The sequence below is a fragment of the Ramlibacter sp. genome (assembly GCF_041916345.1).
Taxonomy (GTDB): Bacteria; Pseudomonadota; Gammaproteobacteria; order Burkholderiales; family Burkholderiaceae_C; genus Ramlibacter.
This window is the reverse complement of record NZ_JAYRZR010000003.1, coordinates 59,813-75,759: the sequence shown is the minus strand read 5'-3', so window position 1 is coordinate 75,759 and position 15,947 is coordinate 59,813. Positions and strand designations below refer to the sequence as shown.

Genomic DNA, 15,947 nt, shown 5'->3' with positions numbered 1-15,947 from the left:
GCGGGCTTCGGGCCATTATGCCCATCCGTACCGGCGGCACGGGGCGCCTCGGCGCCGGCGCCTGCCGTGGATCAAAGGTCGGTGCGCAGTTTCCAGATCTCCGGGAACAGCACCACGTCGAGCATCTTGCGCAGGTAGGGCACGCCGCCGGTGCCGCCGGTGCCGCGCTTGAAGCCGATCACCCGCTCCACCGTGGTCACGTGGCGGAAGCGCCAGAGCCGGAAGGCGTCTTCGAGGTCGGTCAGTTCCTCGCCCAGCTGGTACAGGTCCCAGTGGGCCTGCGGGTCGCGATAGACGACCAGCCAGGCCTGCTCCACCCCGTCGCTGGCGGTGTAGGGCTGCGTCCAGTCGCGCTGCAGGTGCGTCGCGGGGATGGGCAGGCCGCGCCGGGCCAGCAGGCGCAGGGCCTCGTCATAGAGCGAGGGCCGCTCGTAGGCCGCGCGCACCTGGGCCAGACGCTCCGCGCTGTGCTGGTGCGGCTTCAGCATGGCGGCGTTCTTGTTGCCCAGGCTGAACTCGATGCAGCGGTACTGCCAGCTCTGGAAGCCGCTGGAGCTGGCCAGGTAGGGGCGGATGGCGCTGTACTCCGCCGGTGTCATGGTGGCCAGCACGTCCCAGGCATGCACCAGCTGCTCCATGATGCGCGAGACGCGGGCCAGCATCTTGAAGGCGGGCGGCAGCTCGTCGCGCGCGATGTGGTCGATGGCCGCGCCCAGCTCGTGCAGCATGAGCTTCATCCACAGTTCGCTCGTCTGGTGCTGCACGATGAACAGCATCTCGTTGTGGTCGGGCGACAGCGGCTTCTGCGCCGACAGCACGGCGTCGAGCTGCAGGTAGTCGCCATAGCTCATGGACTGGCTGAAGTCGAGCTGCGCGCGCTCCTCGCGCACGATGTCCTCGGGCTTGTGATCGGTCGTCATCAGGTCACCGCATGGGTCTGGTTGAACTCGGGCCGGCGCCACTCGCCGGTGTCCATCACCTGGCGCAGGTGCTCCACCGCATCCCACACGTCCTCGAAGCGCAGGTAGAGCGGGGTGAAGCCGAAGCGCAGGATGTCCGGGCGGCCGGCGCGGTAGTCGCCGATCACGCCGCGGGCGATGAGCGCCTGCACGATGGCATACGCCCCCTCGTCGTGCGCCAGGCAGACCTGCGAGCCGCGCCGCGCGTGATCGCGCGGCGTGACGAGCGACAGGCCGTGGCCGGCGCAGCGCGCCTCCACCAGGGTGATGAACAGGTCGGTGAGCGCGAGCGACTTGCGGCGCAGCGCGGCCATGCCGCCAGCGGGCTGGGCCGCAAGCAGCGTGTCCAGCCCGCAGCCGAGCGCGGCCAGGCCCAGCACCGGCTGCGTGCCGCACAGGTAGCGGGCGATGCCGGGGGCCGGCTGGTAGCCGGGCGTGAAGGCGAAGGGCTGTGCATGGCCCCACCAGCCGGACAGCGGCTGCACGAAGCGGTCTGCATGGCGCGGATGCACCCACACGAAGGCCGGCGCGCCCGGGCCGCCGTTCAGGTACTTGTAGCCGCAGCCGATGGCGTAGTCGGCATCGGCGCCGTGCAGGTCCACCTCCACCGCGCCGGCGCTGTGCGCCAGGTCCCAGACCACGAGCGCGCCAGCTGCGTGGGCATGGGCCGTCACGGCGCGCATGTCGTGCATGGCGCCGGTGCGGTAGTTCACGTGCGTGAGCATCAGCACGGCGGTGTCGGCATCGACCGCGGTGGCGATCTCCTCCGGCTCCACCAGCCGCAGGTGCCGGCCGCGCTCGCGGCACAGCGTCTCGGCGATGTACAGGTCGGTGGGGAAGTTGCTGCGTTCGCTCACGACCGTGCGGCGCGCCGGCGCGTCGGCCGCTTGCATGGACAGCGCCGCGCTCAGCACCTTGAACAGGTTGACCGAGGTGGTGTCGGTGGCGACCACCTCGCCGGGTCGCGCGCCGATGAGTGCGCCGATGCGGTCGCCCAGGCGGCCGGGCAGCTCGAACCAGCCGGCCGTGTTCCAGGACCGGATCAGGCCCTGGCCCCATTCCTCGCGCACCACCTGCGCCACGCGCGCCGGCGTGGCGCGTGGCAGCGGGCCGAGCGAATTGCCATCCAGATAGATCACGCCGGGCGGCAGGTCGAACAGGTCGCGCAGCGGCGCGAGCGGGTCTTGCGCGTCGAGCGCGCGGCAGTCGTTCAGGGTGGTCATGGCAGCGGTCGCAGGATGGCGCGCACCGGCGAGGCGTCGGCTTGCACCAGCTTCAGGGGCAGGGCGATGAGTTCGTAGTCGCCCTCGGGCACTTCATCGAGCACCAGGTTCTCCAGCACGCGCAGGCCGCGCTGCCGGATGACCTGGTGGCTGTCGAGCGTCTTGCTCTCCGCCGGGTCGATGCTGGCGGTGTCGATGCCGATCAGCCGCACGCCGGCATCGGCCAGGCGCTCCACCGTGTCGGGGTGGAAGGCGGAGAGTGCGGCATCCCACTGGTCCACCGGCGCGCGGGCGTAGGTGCGTACCAGCACGCGCGGCGGCAGGTCATGGGTTGCATGCGCGATGTGGGCCCATTCCACCAGCGGCCGCACGCCGATCGCGTGAATCACGCGGCAGGGGCCCAGGTAGGGCTCGAGATCGAGCAGGCCGACGGCCGCGCCCTCGGTGTCGTAGTGCAGGGGCGCATCCGCATGCGCGCCCACGTGGGGCGACAGGTGGATGGCGCTCACGTTCACCGGGCAGCCGGGGCCCAGCGTGGCGGACCAGCTTTGGCGGTAGGGCGTGTCGCCGGGGAAGACCGGGGCGCCCGCATGCACCGGTGGCGAGATGTCCCAGAGGCGTGACATGCGGCGGAGTGTGCGGCGCCGCGCGCGGCCGTGGTGTCGCTTGATTCCAACAAGCCGCAAAAATAGTTCAGGCCTCAACTATCGAGGCGAGGGGTGATCGCGGCCGCGCTCAGTTCGCGTCCAGCGGCGGCAGGCCGTGTCGTGCCCGCGCCCGCTCGCAGCCGTCGCTGCCGGGCTCCAGCTCCCGGCAGGGGTTGGGCCGCCACTCGTAGATGCCGCAGGCGGCGCGCACGCCCACTTGCCCGGTCAGCGCGGCGCAGCGCACCGGTTGGTGATCCGTGCCGCGCATGCGCCAGGTGTTGCCGGTCACCTCCACCGCCAGGCCCATGGGCACCTGGCCGCCGTGGTCCTCCATCTCGTAGACGGCGAAGTCCACCCGGTAGGCGGCGCAGCAGGCGCCGCAGGCCAGGCAGGGGTGGGCCACCGGCTCAGGCACGGCCATCCCCCATCCGTGCGACGGACGGCTTGCCGGAACGGGAAAACTGTATATAAATACAGTTCATCGACTTCAACCCAGGAGGACTCATGGAAACGCAGACTGCTCAGCAGATTATCGACACGCTGGCCCAGGGCGTGCACCCCGTCACCGGTGAGGCCATGCCGGAAGACAGCCCCTACCACGCGCCGGCCGTCATCCGCGCGCTGCATGTGGCCAGCCGGGCGCTGCAGTCGCTGCCGCCCGTGGCGGATGCGGCGCGGCCCGGCCGCATCTCGCGTGCGGCGCCGGCCAATGCCGGCAAGCCCTGGACGGAGGAGGATGACGCGGTGCTGTGCGCCGGCTTCGACGCCGGGCAGGAACTGCGGGAACTGGCCGAGCGGCTGGCGCGCACGCGCTTCGGCATCGAACAGCGGCTGGTGAAGCTGGGGCGCCTGCCGGCGGCGCCGGGCGGCGGGCGCTTCGGCGGCGCGCCGATGGGCGGCTCACGCACGGTGCAGGCGGCCGCCCAGCCGGGGGCGTAGGCAGCGGGCCTAGGCAGCGGGCCTAGGCAGCGGGCCTAGGCAGCGGGCCTAGGCAGCGGGCCTAGGCAGCGGGCCGCGCACCGGCGCCGAGCCGCCGGGCGCGGCCGGTGCCGGCGGGCAGGCTGATGGGGGCCCGGCTCAGTCCGTCACGCGGCCGAGCAGCAGGTACTCCATCAGCGCCTTCTGCACGTGCATGCGGTTCTCGGCCTCGTCCCACACCACCGATTGCGGGCCGTCGATCACTTCGGCCTGCACTTCCTCGCCGCGGTGGGCGGGCAGGCAGTGCATGAACAGGGCGTCGGGCCTGGCCACGCGCATCATCTCGGCGTCCACGCACCAGTTGGCAAAGGCCTTGCGGCGCTCCTCGTTCTCGGCCTCGAAGCCCATGCTCGTCCAGACGTCGGTGGTCACCAGGTCGGCACCCTGGCAGGCCTCCATGGGGTCTGCGAATACCTTGTAGCTGTCCGCGCTGCGCAGGCCGGCCACATCCTGGTTCACCTCGTAGCCGCTGGGTGTGCTCAGGTGCACGGTGAAGCCCAGCAGCTCCGCGGCCTGCAGCCAGGTGTTGGCCATGTTGTTGCCGTCGCCCACCCAGGCCACCACGCGGCCTTCCAGTGCGCGCGGGTCGATGCGGCCCTGCGCATCCAGGCCGCGATGCTCCAGGAAGGTGAACAGGTCCGCGAGGATCTGGCAGGGGTGGAACTCGTTGGTGAGGCCATTGATCACCGGCACGCGCGAATGCTCGGCAAAGCGCTCGATCTTGTCCTGCCCGAAGGTGCGGATCATCACCAGATCCACCATGCGGCTGATCACCTTGGCGCTGTCCTCGATCGGCTCCGCCCGGCCGAGCTGGCTGTCGCCGGTGGTCAGGTGCACCACCGAGCCGCCCAGCTGGTACATGCCGGCCTCGAAGCTCACCCGCGTGCGGGTGGAGGCCTTCTCGAAGATCATGGCCAGGGTGCGGTCCGCCAGCGGGTGGTACTTCTCGTAGTTCTTGAACTTGCGCTTGATCTCCGCGGCGCGCTGGAACAGCCAGCGGTGCTCGTCGGCGGTGAAGTCGCTGAACTGCAGGAAGTGGCGGATCGTCATGGCGCTCATTCCGCGAGGAAGGCCTTCACCAGCGGCGCGAGGATCGCGACCACCTGGTCGGCCTCGGCGGCGGTCATGATCAGCGGCGGCAACAGGCGCACCACGTTGTCGGCCGTCACGCTGATCAGCAGGCCGGCCTCGGCCGCGCGCTCGGTGAGCACGCCGCAGGGCCGCGCGAGCTCCATGCCGATCATCAGGCCCTGGCCGCGGATCTCGGTCACGCCCTTCAGGCCGCCCAGTTCGCGCTGCAGGGCGCCGCGCAGGTGCGCGCCCACGCGCGCCGCGTTCTCCAGCAGGCCGTCTTCCTCCATGATGCGCAGCGTCTCCACGCCGGCCCGCATGGCCAGCGGGTTGCCGCCGAAGGTGGTGCCGTGGTTGCCCGGCTGGAAGATGCCCGCGGCCTTGGGGCCGGCCACCACCGCGCCGATGGGCACGCCCGAGCCCAGGCCCTTGGCGAGCGGCATCACGTCGGGCACGATGCCGGCCCACTGGTGGGCGAACCACTTGCCGGTGCGGCCCATGCCGCACTGCACCTCGTCGATCATCAGCAGCCAGTCCTTCTGGTCGCACAGGGCGCGCACCTGCTGCAGGTATTCGACGCGCATCGGGTTGATGCCGCCTTCACCCTGGATGGTCTCGAAGAACACCGCCACCACGTCCGGGTTGCCCTCGGTGGCGGCCTTCAGGGCCTCGATGTCGTTCAGCGGCACCCGGATGAAGCCTTCGACCAGCGGGCCGAAGCCCTTCTGCACCTTCTCGTTGCCGGTGGCCGACAGCGTGGCGATGCTGCGGCCATGGAAGGCCTTCTCGTACACCACGATCTGCGGCCGCTCGATGCCGCGATCATGCCCGTACTTGCGCGCCAGCTTGATCGCGGCCTCGTTGGCCTCCAGCCCGGTGGAGCCGAAGAACACGTTCGTCATGCCCGACAGTTCCACCAGCTTGGCGGCCAGCTTCTCCTGGTTGGGCACGTGGTAGTAGTTGCAGCTGTGGATGATCTTCGCCACCTGGTCCTGCAGGGCCGGCACCAGCTTGGGGTGGTTGTGGCCCAGGGTGTTGACGGCGATGCCGGCCAGCGCGTCGAGGTAGCGCTTGCCGTTCACGTCCCAGAGCCACACGCCCTGCCCGTGCGACAGGGCGATCGGCAGCCGGCCGTAGGTGTTCATGGTGTGGGGCGAAGCCGCCGCAATCGTCGTCATCTCGCTCTTCCTCGGGCTGAAAATGAAATCGGCTCCACAGGCGGGGTGCGCTGGTGAGCCGCTGGGAACCAATTGTAGGCACACGGTTTGCACGGCCTGGTTGAGAATTCCGCATCACAGCGATGACAGGCCGCTGAAAGCGGGGTGTGGTCTGATCGGCCTTCCCAGTCTTCTATAAGATAGAATTTTGTGCGCCGCAGCACGGAGGCGATCCCTCCCGCGTTGGCCCCTTTCCAAGACCTCGAACCGATGGTTTCCAGCACGGCCAAGCAAGTGTTCATCCAGGGTGTCACCCGGGACGGGCGCACGTTTCGGCCCAGCGACTGGGCCGAGCGCCTCGCGGGGGTGATGAGTCCCTTCCGACCGGGCGGCGCGCAGCCCGGTAGCCATCTGAGCTATTCCCCCTGGTGCGTGCCCACGGTGATCAACGGCATCAAGTGCGTGATCGTCGACCGCGAACTGCGCGACGCCGAGCCCATGGCCTGGGATTTCGTCATGAACTTCGCCCTCGACAACGACCTGCAGGTGGGTGAGGCCTGTCTGCTGCCCGAGCGGCCGGCCTCCTGAGGCGCGGGCCCCTTCGTCCCGGGCCCCATCGTCCCGCGCGCCCATGAAAAAACCGCCCGAAGGCGGTTCGTTCATCTGCTGGCAGCGCACCCGATTCAAACGGCGCAGGCTTTCGGCCTGCGGGCGGGCCCGATCCGGGTGGGGATCAGGCGGCGGTCGCCAGGGCCTTGACCTTGGCGGCGAGGCGGCTCTTGTCGCGAGCGGCCTTGTTCTTGTGGAAGATGCCCTTGTCGGCCACCGTGTCCAGCACCGATTGCGCACGGGCAAACAGTTCGGAGGCCTTCGTCTTGTCGCCGGCCACGACGGCCTTCTCGACGTTCTTGACGGCGGTGCGGTACTTGGAACGCAGCGAGGTGTTCGCGGCGTTGAGCTTCACGTCCTGGCGCGCGCGCTTGCGGCCGGAGGCGAGGCGGGGGTTCTTTTTCTTGGGTTTGGCAGAAGCCATGAGATGAGTCCTTCAGTGTCTGAGGATGTTGCCAGCCGAACCCAGGATTCTAACCCACCCCCACTGCCCGCGGGAGGCAGGCCCCTGACGGGCCCGCTTACACTCAAGTCGGTGAGCCTTTTCAAAGCCGCCTCCACCGTCTCCCTGCTGACCCTGCTGTCGCGCATCACCGGCCTGGCCCGTGACCTGCTCATGGCGGCGACCTTCGGCGCCACGGCCCTTACCGACGCCTTCAACGTCGCCTTCCGCATCCCCAACCTGTTCCGCCGGCTGTTCGCCGAAGGCGCGTTCAGCCAGGCCTTCGTGCCCGCGCTCGCCCACAGCAAGGAGCGCGATGGCGATGCCGCCACGCACCGGCTGATCGACAGCGTGGCCACCATCCTGGCCTGGGCGCTGCTGCTGACCTGCGCCGTCGGCGTGGCGGGCGCGCCGATCCTGGTGTGGTCCCTGGCCAGCGGCCTGCGGCAGGATCCGCAGGCCTTCGACGCCGCGGTGCTGATGACGCGCTGGATGTTCCCCTACATCGGCTGCATGTCGATGGTGGCGCTGGCGGCGGGCATCCTGAACACCTGGAAGCACTTCGCGGTGCCGGCGGCCACACCCGTGCTGCTGAACCTGTGCATGATCGCGGCCGCCTGGCTGGGTGCGCCGCGCTTCGCCGCCTGGGGCATCGAGCCCATCTATGCCATGGCGGCGGGCGTCATGGCCGGAGGCGTGCTGCAACTCGCGGTGCAGGTCCCTGCGCTGGCGCGCATGGGGCTCATGCCCCGCATCGCGCTGGGTTGGCAGGGCCTCAAGGCCGCCTGGCAGGACCCCGGCCTGCGGGGCGTGCTGCGCACCATGGCGCCAGCGCTGCTGGGCGTGGGCGTGGCGCAGATCTCCCTGCTCATCAACACGCAGATCGCGTCCTGGCTGCAGCCAGGCAGCGTCACCTGGCTGGGGTACGCGGATCGCCTGATGGAGTTCCCGACCGCGCTGCTGGGCGTTGCGCTGGGCGTGGTGCTGATGCCGCAGTTGGCCGCCGCGCGCGCCGCCGAGGATGCCGATCGCTATTCGGCCATGCTCGACTGGGGCCTGCGCCTCGTCGTGCTGCTCGCGGTGCCCAGCGCGGTGGCGCTGCTGGTGTTCGGCACGCCGCTGGTGGCCACGCTGTTCCACTACGGGGCCTTCCGCAACGACGACGTGCGCCAGGTCGCGCTGGCGCTGGGGGGCTATGGCGTCGGCTTGCTGGGGCTGGTGGCGATCAAGGTGCTGGCGCCCGGCTACTACGCCAGCCGCGACGTGCGCACGCCGGTGCGCATCGCGATCGTCGTGCTGGTGCTTACCCAGCTGATGAACATCGCGCTGGTGCCGTTGCTCAAGCATGCCGGCCTGGCCCTGTCGATCGGCATCGGCGCGCTGATCAATGCCGGCTGGCTGCTGGTCGGCCTGCTGCGACGCGGCAGCTATCGCCCGCGGGCGGGCTGGGGTCTCTTCACGCTGCAGGTGGTGGCCGCCACCGCGCTGCTGTCGGTGTTCCTCATGTGGGGTGCTTCCAGCTTTCCCTGGGTGGCCTGGCGCGCCGAGCCGCTCACGCGCGCGGCTGCCATGGCCGGGCTGCTGGCCGGCTCGGCCGTGATCTATTTCGGCGCGCTCTGGGCGGCGGGGCTGAAGTGGCGGCAGTTTCTGGCACGCTGAGCGCGGCCCGTCGCGGCGCGCCTTGACGCGCGTGTGCACAGCCATTACAAAGGTCACATGCCGCTGCAAATCGGTGCGCCCACCCCGCTGGACTACTTCCGGTCGCTGGTGCAGAGCGACGAGCACTTTCCCTTGCTGGAGGCGGCCGCCAGCCTGGCCCAGGACGAATACCCTGATCTCGACTTGCAGGCCGTCCTCGGTGACGTCGACCAGCTCCTGGCCCGCCTGAAGCGGCGCATCCCTGCCGATGCCGCCGCGCTGCAGCGTCTGCGCACGCTCAACCAGTTCTTCTTCCGCGATCTCAGCTTCGGCGGCAACGTCAACGACTACACCGATCCCGACAACAGCTACCTGCACGTGGTGCTTCGCACCCGGCGCGGCATCCAGATCTCGCTGGCCGTGCTGTGGATCGAGCTGGCGCAGGGCATCGGCCTGCATGCCCGCGGCGTCTGCTTCCCGGGGCACTTCATGGTGAAGGTCAACCTGCCCAAGGGCCAGGTGGTGATCGACCCGTTCAGCGGCCAGTCCCTCTCGCGCGAGGAGCTGTCGGAACGGCTGGAGCCCTACAAGCGCCGCAGCGGCCTGGTGGACGAGTTCGAGGTGCCCCTGGGCCTGTATCTGCAGGCGGCGCCGCCGCGCGACATCCTCGCGCGCATGCTGCGCAACCTGAAGGAGATCCACCGCGCGCAGGAGGACTGGCAGCGCCTCATTGCGGTGCAGAACCGTCTGCTCGTGCTGCTGCCCGATGCCTGGGCGGAATACCGCGACCGCGGGCTGGCCCATGCCGAGCAGGGCCATGCGGCGCTGGCCGTGGACGACCTGGAAACCTATCTCGTGCACGCGCAGGACGCGCTGGACATCGACGCCATCGCCGACCGGGTGGCGGATCTGCGCCGCGCCCGGCATTGAGCGGCGGCCCGGCGCGGGCCCTTCAGCGCTTGAGCAGCAGCCCGCGCTCCTCGAACAGCAGGCCGGAAGGCCGTGCCACAGGCTGCGAACGGACCACGGGCTGCAGCGTGCGCGGCCCCGACAGCACCGATGAGAGCCGCGCGCCCGGGGCGAGCGATTCCTGGGCTGGCTGCAGCCGGGGCGCCAGGGAAGGTGCCAGCCGGCTCGGCGTGGTGGCGCGCACCGGCGGCGCATCCGCCGCGGGCGGCGGTTGCAGCAGGGGCCGCAGCCAGTCGATGACGGGGCCCCACTGGGCGAGGTCGATGTCCGCCTGCGGCGCCGGCAGGTCAAACAGCGTCAGCCCGCGTTCGAGGCAGCGCACGTAGGCCTGCGTTTCGCGCAGCGTGCCCAGCCAGGGCAGGTTGCGCGCCTGCGCCCACTCGCGCAGGGCGTCACCGGCGCGCGTGCGGCTGTCGACGCGCATGCCGATGCCGGCGACCCGGCAGCGCCCGCCGGCCACGCGCGGCAGGGCGGCGAGCTCCTCGTGGGTGGCGGCGGCGGCCTCGCGGTCGAACAGGGAGGGGGAGACGGGGATGACGATGGCGTCGGCGAACATCACCACGCGGGCGAGATCGAAGCCCTGCAGGCCGCCCGGTGTGTCGAGCACCACGTGGGTGATGCCGGTGGGCACGCGCAGCACGTTGCGCTGGTCGATGGTCCACGGGGAGATGGCGGGCAGCTCGGGTGGGCGCTGGCGCAGCCAGGTGCGGCTGGACTGCTGGCGGTCCAGGTCGCCCAGCATGACGGCGTGCCCCTGACGGGCACACCAGGCCGCCACATGGGCGGCAAAGGTGCTCTTGCCGCTACCGCCCTTGCGGTTGACGACGGCGATGACCGGCATGACGTCTCCTCGCGCTTTGCCGCAGTGTGCGCGATGCGGGCCCGCCGCGTCCAGCGAAATCGCATTCTCCTGCTATCAGTTTTGCAGCAATGCAACGCGCGAGGGGGTTCCGGCCAGATGGTGCCGGTGCCAGGCCCGGCGCAGCTGGGTGTCGGAGCTGAAGCCGGCGAGCTCGGCCGCCTGCGTCACCGAGCGGCCGGCGCCCAGCGCGGCCTGGGCCACCGCCAGGCGGATGCGCTGCAGGTACTGCAGGGGCGCGATGCCCGCGTGCGTGATGAACAGCCGCGTCAGGTGCCGGGCCGAGGTGTGGCCGACCTCGGCCATGCGCGGCACCGTCCAGGGGGCCTGCGGCTCGGCACCCACCGCGTCCTGCACCCGGTGCAGCACCGGGTGGATGTGGTGGCGCCACGCGATGAAGGGCGAAAGCTCCGGGTCCTGCGGGCCGCGGCGCAGGGCCACCACCATGGTCTGCGCCACCTCGGCCGCCAGCGCCGGGCCGCAGTCCTGCGCGATCAGGTGCAGGGCGAGGTCGATGCCCGTGGTGATGCCGGCACTGGAGGCGAGCGGGCCATCGATCACGAACACGCGGTTGCCCACCACTTCGCAGCCGGCGCCGCAGGCCCGCAGCTCCTCCAGGTGCTGGTGGTGGGTGGTCGCGCGCCGGCCGCGCAGCAGGCCGGCCTGCCCGGCCAGCACGGCGCCGGCGCAGATGGTCACGATGCGCAGGGTGGCCGAGTCGGGGCGCAGGCGCGCCAGCCAGGCCAGGGCCGCGCGGGCCGCCGGGGTCTGCAGGTCCAGCCGGTCACCGGGCTGGCCGACCAGCACCAGCCAGCTCGGCGCGGGCAGGGCGGCCGGCAGCGGCTCAACCCCCGCGATGGGCACGCCGACCGAGCTGGCGGGCTGGGCCTGCGGGCCGATGAAGCGCAGCCGGTAGCGGGGCGGCTTGCCGCGCTGCGCGAGCTGGGCATTGGCGATGCGCAGCGCTTCGGCCGGGCCGGCCCAGTCCAGGATCAGCGAGCCCGGCAGCAGCAGGAACCAGACGTCGACGGGCGGCTGTGCGTCCATGGGGCGTGACTCAGCGGCCCGAGGCCAGATCGTCGGCGATCTGGCCGACGGTGCGGATGCGGGCGAAGCGGTCGCGCAGAACGGTCTCGGTGCGCTGGCGGATGTCGGCGGCGGCGAACACGCTGCCGTCGGCGTGGCGCATGTCGAAGGTCAGCGTCGCCTCGCTCGCGAAGTCGACCTGCCAGCCGAGATCGGAGGCATGCCGCGTCGTCGTCTCGCAGCACTGCTCGGTGCGGATGCCGCTCACGATCAGGCGGCGGATGCCCTGGCGCACCAGCCACACGTCGAGCCCGGTGCCTACCAGGGCGCTGTGGCGGTTCTTGTGAAAGGTGGCCGCGGGCGTGAAGTCGGCCAGGCCCTCCAGCGGGCGGACATGGCCCGACTCGAGCGCGAACGGGTTGTCGGCGCGGGCGGGCTCGTCCACGTGCAGGATGCGCACGATGGGTGTGCCGGTCGCCTGGCAGGCGGCGATCAGCGCGTTCTGCGCCGCCAGGTAGGCCGGCAGCGTGTCGGCGCGCCAGTAGGGGCGATGGCGAAACGATTCCTGCACATCGATCACAAGCAGACAGTGGGTCATGGGGTGGCTCCGGGTCGGTTGAAGGTTGCGAAGGCCTTGATTCTTCTGGCACCAGGCCATCCTCGCCATGCCCGTCACGGACGCATGCCGATCAGTTTAGGACATCATGCCGGCCACGTCGCCGGCTGCCGGTGGCGGGCCGCGATCCCGCCTTCATGCGCCGGACAGCCCGGCCACCTCCGCCGCACCGGTGATAATTTGCAGATGAATTCGCCAGCCGCGGGCCAGCCCGCGACGCTCAGCTATGACCAGGCGGGCGTCAACTACGACCTGATCGACCCGCTCAAGGTCGCCGCGCAACGCGCCGCCGCGGCCACGGCCGGCCATCTGGCGGGCCACGGCTTCCGCGAGGTGCAGGCCTCGCGTGGCGAGTCCGCCTACGTGGTGGACGTGGGGCCGTTCTACCTGGCTTCCATCGTCGAATGCCTGGGCTCCAAGGCGCTGGTGGCCGACGAGATGCAGCGCCTCACCGGCCGCAGCTGGTACGCCGGCATCGCGCAGGACACCATCGCCATGGCCATCAACGACCTCATCACCGTGGGCGCCACGCCGCTGGTGGTGCAGGCCTACTGGGCGGCGGGCGGGTCCGACTGGTTCGGCGACGCCGAGCGGGCCCAGGCCCTGGTGGCTGGCTGGAAGCAGGCCTGCGACACCTGCGGCGTGGCCTGGGGCGGCGGCGAGACGCCGGCGCTGGCCGGCATCGTGGAGGGCGGGCGCATCGACCTGGCCGCCTCGTGCACCGGCATCATCAACCCGCGCGAGCGCCTGTCGGTCGGTGACCGCCTCGCGGCCGGCGACGCCATCGTGCTGCTCGCCTCCAGCGGCATCCACGCCAACGGCCTGAGCCTGGCGCGCAAGCTGGTGGAGCGCCTGCCGCAGGGCTACCTGACGCCGCTGGAAGATGGCACCACGTATGGCGAGGCCCTGCTGGCCCCCACGGTGCTGTACTCGCCGGTGACCGAGGCGCTGTACAAGGCCGGCATCACGCCGCGCTACTGCGCCAACATCACCGGCCACGGCTGGCGCAAGCTGCTGCGCCACCCGGCCACGCTCACGTACCGCATCCACACGGTGCCGCCAGTGCCGCCCGTGCTGCGCTTCATCCAGCAGCAGGCGCATCAGGACGACCGCGAGGCCTACAGCACGCTCAACATGGGCGCCGGCTTCGCGCTCTTCGTGCGGGCCGAGGACGCCGAGCGCACCGTGGAAGTGGCACGCGCGCAAGGCGTGGCCGCCTGGGTGGCCGGCCGCGTGGAGGCCGGGCCCAAGCAACTGGTGATCGAGCCGCTGGGCATCCGCTTCGGCGACGAAGACCTGCAACTGCGCTGAGCCGCATGCAATTCACCACCACCCAGAAGCACGTTGCCGCCTGGACCGGCATCGCCGCGCTGGCCGTGCTGGTGCTGTGGCTGCTGGGGCCGGTGCTCACGCCGTTCGCGGTGGCGGGCGTGTTCGCCTACGCGCTCACGCCGCTGGTGGACCGGCTGGATGCCATGGGCAACGGCCGCATGCCGCGCGTGCTGGCGGTGCTGATCGTGGAGCTGGTGTTCCTGCTCGCGGTGCTCGCGCTGATGCTGCTGGTGGTGCCGGTGCTGGTCAAGGAGATCCCGCTGCTGCGCCAGCAACTGCCGGTGCTGCTGGACCACACCCAGAGCACCCTGGGCCCCTGGCTCGCGCAGTTCGGCATCCACGTCAACCTGGATCTCTCCACCGTGCGCGAGCAGCTGAAGACCTACCTGAACGAGAACTGGAGCGACAGCTTCGCCTCGCTGTGGTCCAGCTTCAAGATCGGCGGCAGCTTCGCCATGGCGCTCGTCGGCAATGCCATGCTGATCCCGGTGGCGCTGTTCTACCTGCTGATGGACTGGAAGAACGTGGTGGCCCGTGTGCTGGAGCTGGTGCCGCCGCGCGCGCGCCGTGCCGTGGACGCCTTCACGGGCGAGGCCGACGAGGTGCTGGGCCAGTACCTGCGCGGCCAGCTGCTCGTGATGGTGACGATGGCGGTGTTCTACAGCGTCGGCCTGGCCCTCTTCGGGCTGGATCTGGCGCTGCCCATCGGCGTGTTCACCGGTCTGGCGATGTTCGTGCCCTACGTGGGCTTCGGCATCGGCCTGGTGCTGGCGCTGCTGGCCGGCCTGCTGGAGTTCGCCTCCATCAAGGCCCTGGTGATGGTCGGCGTCGTCTATGGTGCGGGCCAGGTGTTCGAGAGCCTCTATCTCACGCCGCGCATGGTGGGCGAGCGCATCGGCCTGCATCCGCTGGCGGTGATCTTCGCGCTGCTGGCCTTCGGCCAGCTGCTGGGCTTCGTCGGCGTGCTGGTGGCGCTGCCGGCCAGCGCGGTGCTGCTGGTGGCGATCCGCCGCGTGCGCGCGGGCTACCTGGCCAGCGCGCTCTACAAGGGCTAGCCCGGTGAAGCAGCTGGCGCTGGACATTGGCCTGGCGCGGCCGCCGTCCCTGGCGGGGTTTCTCGCCGGCCCCAATGAAGCTGCATGGCGCCACCTGCGCCTGTGGACCGAAAGCCCCACCCGCTCCCCCGTGCCCACCTACCTGTGGGGCCCCAGCGGCTGCGGCAAGACGCACCTGCTGCGCGCCGTGCAGGAGGCGCTGCGCGAGCAGGGCGCCCGCTGCGGCTGGCTCGACCCTTCGCTTGCCGAGCCACCGCCCTTCGACGAGCGCTGGTCGGTGGTGCTGATGGATGACGTGCAGGCCTACAGCGCAGTACAGCAGCATGCGGCTTTCGCCTGGTTCGTGCAGGCGCAGACCCTGCAGCGCGGCGTGCTGGCCGCCGGCAGCCTGCCCCCTGCGGACCTGGCCCTGCGCGAAGATCTGCGCACCCGCCTCGGCTGGGGCCATGTCTTCCAGCTTCACGTGCCGAGCGAGCCCGAGCGCCGCGCCGTGCTGCGCCAGGCCGCCGACGACCGCGGCATCTTCCTCACCGACGAGGTGATGGACTTCATCCTCACCCGCTTCTCGCGCGATCTCGCCAGCCTGATGCAGCTGCTCGACGAACTGGACGCTTACGCCCTGCGGGCCCAGCGCGCCATCACCATCCCCCTGATCAAGTCCATGCTGGAGAGCGAGTGACCAAGCCGCAAGTCACGCTGTTCGACCTCGACCACACGCTGCTGCCCATCGACTCCGACCATTCCTGGGGCGAGTTCACCCAGCAGATCGGCTGGACGGATCCGGCGGCCTTCAAGGCCCGCAACGACGAGTTCTACGCCCACTACATCGCCGGCACGCTGGACGTGCACGACTACGTGCGCTTCGCGGTGGAGGCGATCCGCGTGCGCGACGCCGCGCAGTACCAGGCCGCGCACGAGCGCTTCATGCGCGACTGGATCCGCCCGGCGCTGCGCGAGCCCGCGCTGTCGCTGGTGCGCCGGCACCAGCAGGCCGGCGACCGCGTGGCCATCGTCACCGCCACCAACGAATTCGTCACGCGGCCGATCGCGCACGCCTTCGGCGTGGAGCACCTGATCGCGGTGGAGCTTGAGCGCGACGCCACCGGCTGGATCACGGGCGAGATCGCCGGCGTGCCCTCCATGCGCGAGGGCAAGGTAGTGCGCGTGGGCCAGTGGCTGGCCGCGCAGGGCCTGGACTGGCTGGACGTGGAGACCACGTTCTACTCCGACTCCACCAACGATCTGCCCCTGCTGGAGCAGGTGGATCACCCCGTGGCCACCAACCCTGACCCCCGCCTGCGCACCCTGGCGCTGGAGCGGGGTTGGCGCATACTCGACCTCTTCGAGCGGGCCTGAGCCGCCGGCC

Annotated in this window: 18 protein-coding genes; 8 read left to right on the top strand and 10 right to left on the bottom strand. The window is 70.7% G+C overall.

All coding sequences use genetic code 11. The features are described from left to right. Positions 1–71: 71 nt before the first annotated feature. The 4 genes from kynA to ACE3T5_RS01610 all read right to left on the bottom strand — a co-directional run bounded on the left by kynA (position 72) and on the right by ACE3T5_RS01610 (position 3,250). Positions 72–920: a tryptophan 2,3-dioxygenase gene (gene kynA / locus ACE3T5_RS01625; RefSeq protein ID WP_374663741.1), complete on the bottom strand. Its 849-nt coding sequence runs from the start codon at positions 918–920 to the stop codon at positions 72–74. Further along, positions 920–2,182 carry a kynureninase gene (kynU, locus tag ACE3T5_RS01620; protein WP_374663739.1) on the bottom strand — a complete coding sequence of 421 codons (1,263 nt, stop codon included), beginning with the start codon at positions 2,180–2,182 and terminating at the stop codon, positions 920–922. Before kynU ends, kynA begins: the two co-directional genes overlap by 1 nt. Next, positions 2,179–2,808, bottom strand: coding sequence for an arylformamidase (gene kynB / locus ACE3T5_RS01615; protein ID WP_374663737.1), 630 nt, complete (start codon positions 2,806–2,808; stop codon positions 2,179–2,181). Before kynB ends, kynU begins: the two co-directional genes overlap by 4 nt. Before the next feature lie 109 nt (positions 2,809–2,917). Continuing rightward, positions 2,918–3,250 (bottom strand): YkgJ family cysteine cluster protein, encoded by a 333-nt coding sequence (locus tag ACE3T5_RS01610; protein ID WP_374663735.1) that lies wholly within the window; start codon positions 3,248–3,250, stop codon positions 2,918–2,920. An 83-nt stretch (positions 3,251–3,333) separates the two neighbouring features. Here ACE3T5_RS01610 and ACE3T5_RS01605 point away from each other — a divergent pair, with 83 nt between their 5' ends. After that, positions 3,334–3,768, top strand: coding sequence for a hypothetical protein (locus ACE3T5_RS01605; protein ID WP_374663733.1), 435 nt, complete (start codon positions 3,334–3,336; stop codon positions 3,766–3,768). 138 nt (positions 3,769–3,906) lie between these two features. Here the strand turns inward: ACE3T5_RS01605 and argF are convergent, their stop codons facing one another. After that, positions 3,907–4,857: an ornithine carbamoyltransferase gene (gene argF / locus ACE3T5_RS01600; protein WP_374663731.1), complete on the bottom strand. Its 951-nt coding sequence runs from the start codon at positions 4,855–4,857 to the stop codon at positions 3,907–3,909. A gap of 5 nt (positions 4,858–4,862) precedes the next feature. Then, positions 4,863–6,056 (bottom strand): aspartate aminotransferase family protein, encoded by a 1,194-nt coding sequence (locus ACE3T5_RS01595; RefSeq protein WP_374663729.1) that lies wholly within the window; start codon positions 6,054–6,056, stop codon positions 4,863–4,865. 249 nt (positions 6,057–6,305) lie between these two features. Between ACE3T5_RS01595 and ACE3T5_RS01590 the strand changes: the two genes are divergently transcribed. Continuing rightward, a complete protein-coding gene (locus ACE3T5_RS01590) occupies positions 6,306–6,623 on the top strand; it encodes a DUF3579 domain-containing protein (protein WP_374663727.1) in 318 nt (105 codons plus the stop codon). Positions 6,624–6,768: 145 nt separating this feature from the next. Here the strand turns inward: ACE3T5_RS01590 and rpsT are convergent, their stop codons facing one another. Next, a complete protein-coding gene (rpsT, locus tag ACE3T5_RS01585) occupies positions 6,769–7,068 on the bottom strand; it encodes a 30S ribosomal protein S20 (RefSeq protein ID WP_374663725.1) in 300 nt (99 codons plus the stop codon). A gap of 111 nt (positions 7,069–7,179) precedes the next feature. Between rpsT and murJ the strand changes: the two genes are divergently transcribed. Both murJ and ACE3T5_RS01575 read left to right on the top strand, forming a co-directional pair. Continuing rightward, positions 7,180–8,745, top strand: coding sequence for a murein biosynthesis integral membrane protein MurJ (gene murJ / locus ACE3T5_RS01580; protein ID WP_374663723.1), 1,566 nt, complete (start codon positions 7,180–7,182; stop codon positions 8,743–8,745). A gap of 57 nt (positions 8,746–8,802) precedes the next feature. Then, positions 8,803–9,654 (top strand): SirB1 family protein, encoded by an 852-nt coding sequence (locus tag ACE3T5_RS01575; protein ID WP_374663721.1) that lies wholly within the window; start codon positions 8,803–8,805, stop codon positions 9,652–9,654. Between the two features lie 22 nt (positions 9,655–9,676). Here ACE3T5_RS01575 and ACE3T5_RS01570 read toward each other — a convergent pair whose 3' ends face one another. The 3 genes from ACE3T5_RS01570 to ACE3T5_RS01560 all read right to left on the bottom strand — a co-directional run bounded on the left by ACE3T5_RS01570 (position 9,677) and on the right by ACE3T5_RS01560 (position 12,176). Further along, positions 9,677–10,534: a ParA family protein gene (locus ACE3T5_RS01570; protein ID WP_374663719.1), complete on the bottom strand. Its 858-nt coding sequence runs from the start codon at positions 10,532–10,534 to the stop codon at positions 9,677–9,679. Between the two features lie 75 nt (positions 10,535–10,609). Beyond that, positions 10,610–11,599, bottom strand: coding sequence for a GlxA family transcriptional regulator (locus ACE3T5_RS01565; protein ID WP_374663717.1), 990 nt, complete (start codon positions 11,597–11,599; stop codon positions 10,610–10,612). Between the two features lie 10 nt (positions 11,600–11,609). Beyond that, positions 11,610–12,176, bottom strand: a complete 567-nt coding sequence (locus ACE3T5_RS01560) for a cysteine hydrolase family protein (RefSeq protein ID WP_374663715.1) — start codon at positions 12,174–12,176, stop codon at positions 11,610–11,612. A 204-nt stretch (positions 12,177–12,380) separates the two neighbouring features. Between ACE3T5_RS01560 and ACE3T5_RS01555 the strand changes: the two genes are divergently transcribed. From ACE3T5_RS01555 to ACE3T5_RS01540, 4 genes are read left to right on the top strand one after another with little or no spacing between them, the layout of a single operon-like run. Next, positions 12,381–13,505 (top strand): AIR synthase-related protein, encoded by a 1,125-nt coding sequence (locus tag ACE3T5_RS01555; RefSeq protein ID WP_374663713.1) that lies wholly within the window; start codon positions 12,381–12,383, stop codon positions 13,503–13,505. 5 nt (positions 13,506–13,510) lie between these two features. Continuing rightward, positions 13,511–14,581, top strand: a complete 1,071-nt coding sequence (locus ACE3T5_RS01550; RefSeq protein ID WP_374663711.1) for an AI-2E family transporter — start codon at positions 13,511–13,513, stop codon at positions 14,579–14,581. Positions 14,582–14,585: 4 nt separating this feature from the next. Continuing rightward, positions 14,586–15,260, top strand: coding sequence for a DnaA regulatory inactivator Hda (gene hda / locus ACE3T5_RS01545; RefSeq protein WP_374663709.1), 675 nt, complete (start codon positions 14,586–14,588; stop codon positions 15,258–15,260). After that, entirely contained in the window at positions 15,257–15,937 is a 681-nt protein-coding gene (locus ACE3T5_RS01540) for an HAD family hydrolase (RefSeq protein WP_374663707.1), read from the top strand. Before hda ends, ACE3T5_RS01540 begins: the two co-directional genes overlap by 4 nt. Positions 15,938–15,947: the final 10 nt, after the last annotated feature.

Excerpts from the sequence above, each read along its gene's own strand:
- kynA (WP_374663741.1), bottom strand. The coding sequence starts at position 920 with ATGACGACCGATCACAAGCCCGAGGACATCGTGCGCGAGGAGCGCGCG.
- kynU (WP_374663739.1), bottom strand. The coding sequence starts at position 2,182 with ATGACCACCCTGAACGACTGCCGCGCGCTCGACGCGCAAGACCCGCTC.
- kynB (WP_374663737.1), bottom strand. The coding sequence starts at position 2,808 with ATGTCACGCCTCTGGGACATCTCGCCACCGGTGCATGCGGGCGCCCCG.
- ACE3T5_RS01610 (WP_374663735.1), bottom strand. The coding sequence starts at position 3,250 with ATGGCCGTGCCTGAGCCGGTGGCCCACCCCTGCCTGGCCTGCGGCGCC.
- ACE3T5_RS01605 (WP_374663733.1), top strand. The coding sequence starts at position 3,334 with ATGGAAACGCAGACTGCTCAGCAGATTATCGACACGCTGGCCCAGGGC.
- argF (WP_374663731.1), bottom strand. The coding sequence starts at position 4,857 with ATGACGATCCGCCACTTCCTGCAGTTCAGCGACTTCACCGCCGACGAG.
- ACE3T5_RS01595 (WP_374663729.1), bottom strand. The coding sequence starts at position 6,056 with ATGACGACGATTGCGGCGGCTTCGCCCCACACCATGAACACCTACGGC.
- ACE3T5_RS01590 (WP_374663727.1), top strand. The coding sequence starts at position 6,306 with ATGGTTTCCAGCACGGCCAAGCAAGTGTTCATCCAGGGTGTCACCCGG.
- rpsT (WP_374663725.1), bottom strand. The coding sequence starts at position 7,068 with ATGGCTTCTGCCAAACCCAAGAAAAAGAACCCCCGCCTCGCCTCCGGC.
- ACE3T5_RS01575 (WP_374663721.1), top strand. The coding sequence starts at position 8,803 with ATGCCGCTGCAAATCGGTGCGCCCACCCCGCTGGACTACTTCCGGTCG.
- ACE3T5_RS01570 (WP_374663719.1), bottom strand. The coding sequence starts at position 10,534 with ATGCCGGTCATCGCCGTCGTCAACCGCAAGGGCGGTAGCGGCAAGAGC.
- ACE3T5_RS01565 (WP_374663717.1), bottom strand. The coding sequence starts at position 11,599 with ATGGACGCACAGCCGCCCGTCGACGTCTGGTTCCTGCTGCTGCCGGGC.
- ACE3T5_RS01560 (WP_374663715.1), bottom strand. The coding sequence starts at position 12,176 with ATGACCCACTGTCTGCTTGTGATCGATGTGCAGGAATCGTTTCGCCAT.
- ACE3T5_RS01555 (WP_374663713.1), top strand. The coding sequence starts at position 12,381 with ATGAATTCGCCAGCCGCGGGCCAGCCCGCGACGCTCAGCTATGACCAG.
- ACE3T5_RS01550 (WP_374663711.1), top strand. The coding sequence starts at position 13,511 with ATGCAATTCACCACCACCCAGAAGCACGTTGCCGCCTGGACCGGCATC.